Raw genomic sequence first — 2,581 nt, forward strand, 5'->3', positions numbered from 1 at the left:
ACTATCCTGCCAGAGGGGGTTAGTGAGGATGCGAAACTATACGATTGGGAAATAGTCTTAGAAGGGGGAAATGTTAAACAGCTTTTATCTGATTTAAAATCTGCTATAGGGGTTAGCATTGAATGTCTGTTCGATGATTTTCAGATGTTGTTGTTAGATGCTTTACAACTATCCCAAGAGATGGGGGGGGGCAGATGAATGTTCAGATAGATCCTATTGGGATCTTCCGTCTATTTCCGAGCATTTTCAGAATAGAGGATTTCATGACTGGGTAACTATTATAGAGCTTCTGCGTGATTCTTGGTTACAGATGCTGTCGACTAAGCCAGAAGAAGCTCGTTCAAAAGCAATAAATTGGTTTGAGAAGCCATTTCCAACATTTAAACGTTTAGCTTTATTCGCTGCGAGTCATGAAAATGTTATCGAACCTGAAATATGGTCTGAGTGGCTTTGTCGTGATAAAGGATGGTGGCTATGGAGTACAAATACGCAGCGAGAAACGATGCGTTTACTTGTGCTACAGGGGCGAAAATTGAAGAAAAATGAGTTGTTGGAATTAGAAAAAACAATTTTGGCAGGTTTACCTCGTGAAATGTTTAGGCCCGACCTTGATGAACAAGATTTTCAGAGTATAAATGAGCGTTCTATATGGCTTCATCTTGCAAAACTCGGACAGGGAAGGGTTCCGCATGGTAATGATGCTAAAATAAAGTATGATGAGCTTTGTGCTAAGTACCCAGAATGGAAACTGAGGGAGAATGAGAAAGATGAATTTTCTCATTGGATGAGTGGCACAGGTGACCCTGATTTTGATAGCTCAAGAGAAGTTGCTATTGCACCAACCAATAGAAGGGAACTGTCCGACTGGTTGGCTGAACCCATTCCCTCAAACTATTTTGATTATGAAGATAATTGGAAAGATGTTTGCAAACAGGATTTTGAGCTAAGCTTTGGGGCTTTAAATGACTTGCGTTTAAAAAAATTATTTCCTTCTGAGCGATGGAGAACTGCTTTAATCTCATGGAGGGAAAATAAGAACACTTCTATTTTATGGTCAACTTTGGCTCCAGTTTTAATTGAAATAAGCGATTCCAATTTCAAAGAAGTAATTCATTCTGTGGCTTATTGGGTAGAAGATGCATCTAAGCAAGTTACGGAAAACCAAAGTTTATTTATCCCTATTATTGATAAGATACTTACGGTTTTTGACGATGAAGGGGGGGGAAGAAGAGCATATTACAATAATGTCAGCAATAAATAATCCGGTCGGGATAGCAACTGAAGCTCTAGTCAACTATTGGTTTACTAAAAAACCCAAGGATAATGAACGTCTTCAAGGCGATTTTCATCGTATTTTTGATTTAATTTGTACTGATCAATCAAGAAAATTCGAATATGGCAAGCTTATTCTTGCATCGCAGGTTATCGCACTATATCGAGTTGATAGGCAATGGAGTGAGACAAGTATCTTACCTTTATTTGATTGGGCAAATGATAAAAGAATTGCGGCAATGATGTGGGAAGGTTTTTTCTGGTCACCTAGGATATATTATCCTTTATTAGAAGAGCTTAAAGGTTATCTTTTAGATACAGCGTTATATCTTGATACGTTTGATGAGGCTCGACGTCAATATCTCCAATTTATTACTTATGTTGCTTTAGAGACCAATGCTGTTTTTACTGCCTTAGAAGTTCGAAATATTTTAGAACAGTTATCTATCAAATCGCTTGAAGAAGTTATGGTTGCTCTTAATCAGGCTTTAGAAGGGGCTGGTGATAAAAAAGAAGAGTACTGGAAAAAGCGCATACGTCCGTTATGGGAAATCTCTTGGCCTAAATCATCAAGCAAAACTTCTATGAGATTCGTGGAATCCCTTGTTAGATTAATTATAAATACAGGAAATGAATTCCCAAATTCATTGAAACTAGTTCAGGGTTTTCTGTCTCCGATAAAGCATTCGGATTATTTGCTTCGTCAGCTAGATAAAAATGGTTTATCTACCGATTTTCCTGAGGATGTTTTGGGTTTGATAGATGTAATTGTAGATATTAACAGCTATCCATCGCCCAAATTAAGAGTATGCTTGGACTCAATAACGTCAAATCGCCCTAGATTAGCAAGGACTAATAAATACAGAAAACTAGATGATTTTTTAAGGCGAAATAATAAATAGACTATTTCTATTCATCGGGTGCTTTGTGGGTAGATTTTAGATTGTTGAGTCAGTCATTAATCTTTGTTCTAAGTATAATGTATGCTTTAGAGGAAAGTGAACGCGGCTATTAGTTGAGTTATTTTTGTGCGCCAATGGTGTGCGGATAATTCCGGGCGTAGTCTTGTCTGGCGAACTAACGTGTTCGTCAATATAGGTGACAAAATGTGCTCTACCATCGCTAGACTATGGTGCGTCTAATAGGAGTCTAGGATGCGTGCCCTGGTGGTGGAATTGGTAGACACAAGGGATTTAAAATCCCTCGGCGTTCGCGCTGTGCCGGTTCAAGTCCGGCCCGGGGCACCATCTATTTGATTGTTATCTTGTTTGGTAATACTCAAAAGAGTTATTCTCTTAAAACACTATTG

General features: G+C 38.4%; 3 protein-coding genes and 1 tRNA gene. All 4 read left to right on the top strand.

Translation table 11 applies throughout. From position 1 onward, the window contains the following. The coding region (locus tag AB4589_RS17725; protein ID WP_372101316.1) for a hypothetical protein at window positions 1–198 on the top strand (198 nt) is incomplete at its 5' end. A gap of 112 nt (window positions 199–310) precedes the next feature. After that, window positions 311–1,261: a hypothetical protein gene (locus AB4589_RS17730; protein ID WP_372101318.1), complete on the top strand. Its 951-nt coding sequence runs from the start codon at window positions 311–313 to the stop codon at window positions 1,259–1,261. Beyond that, window positions 1,245–2,174 carry a hypothetical protein gene (locus tag AB4589_RS17735; RefSeq protein ID WP_372101320.1) on the top strand — a complete coding sequence of 310 codons (930 nt, stop codon included), beginning with the start codon at window positions 1,245–1,247 and terminating at the stop codon, window positions 2,172–2,174. Before AB4589_RS17730 ends, AB4589_RS17735 begins: the two co-directional genes overlap by 17 nt. 258 nt (window positions 2,175–2,432) lie before the next feature. After that, window positions 2,433–2,519: transfer RNA gene (locus AB4589_RS17740), tRNA-Leu, on the top strand. Window positions 2,520–2,581 lie beyond the last annotated feature (62 nt).

This window comes from Vibrio sp. 10N.222.49.A3, from assembly GCF_041475145.1.
Taxonomy (GTDB): domain Bacteria; phylum Pseudomonadota; class Gammaproteobacteria; order Enterobacterales; family Vibrionaceae; genus Vibrio; species Vibrio tasmaniensis_A.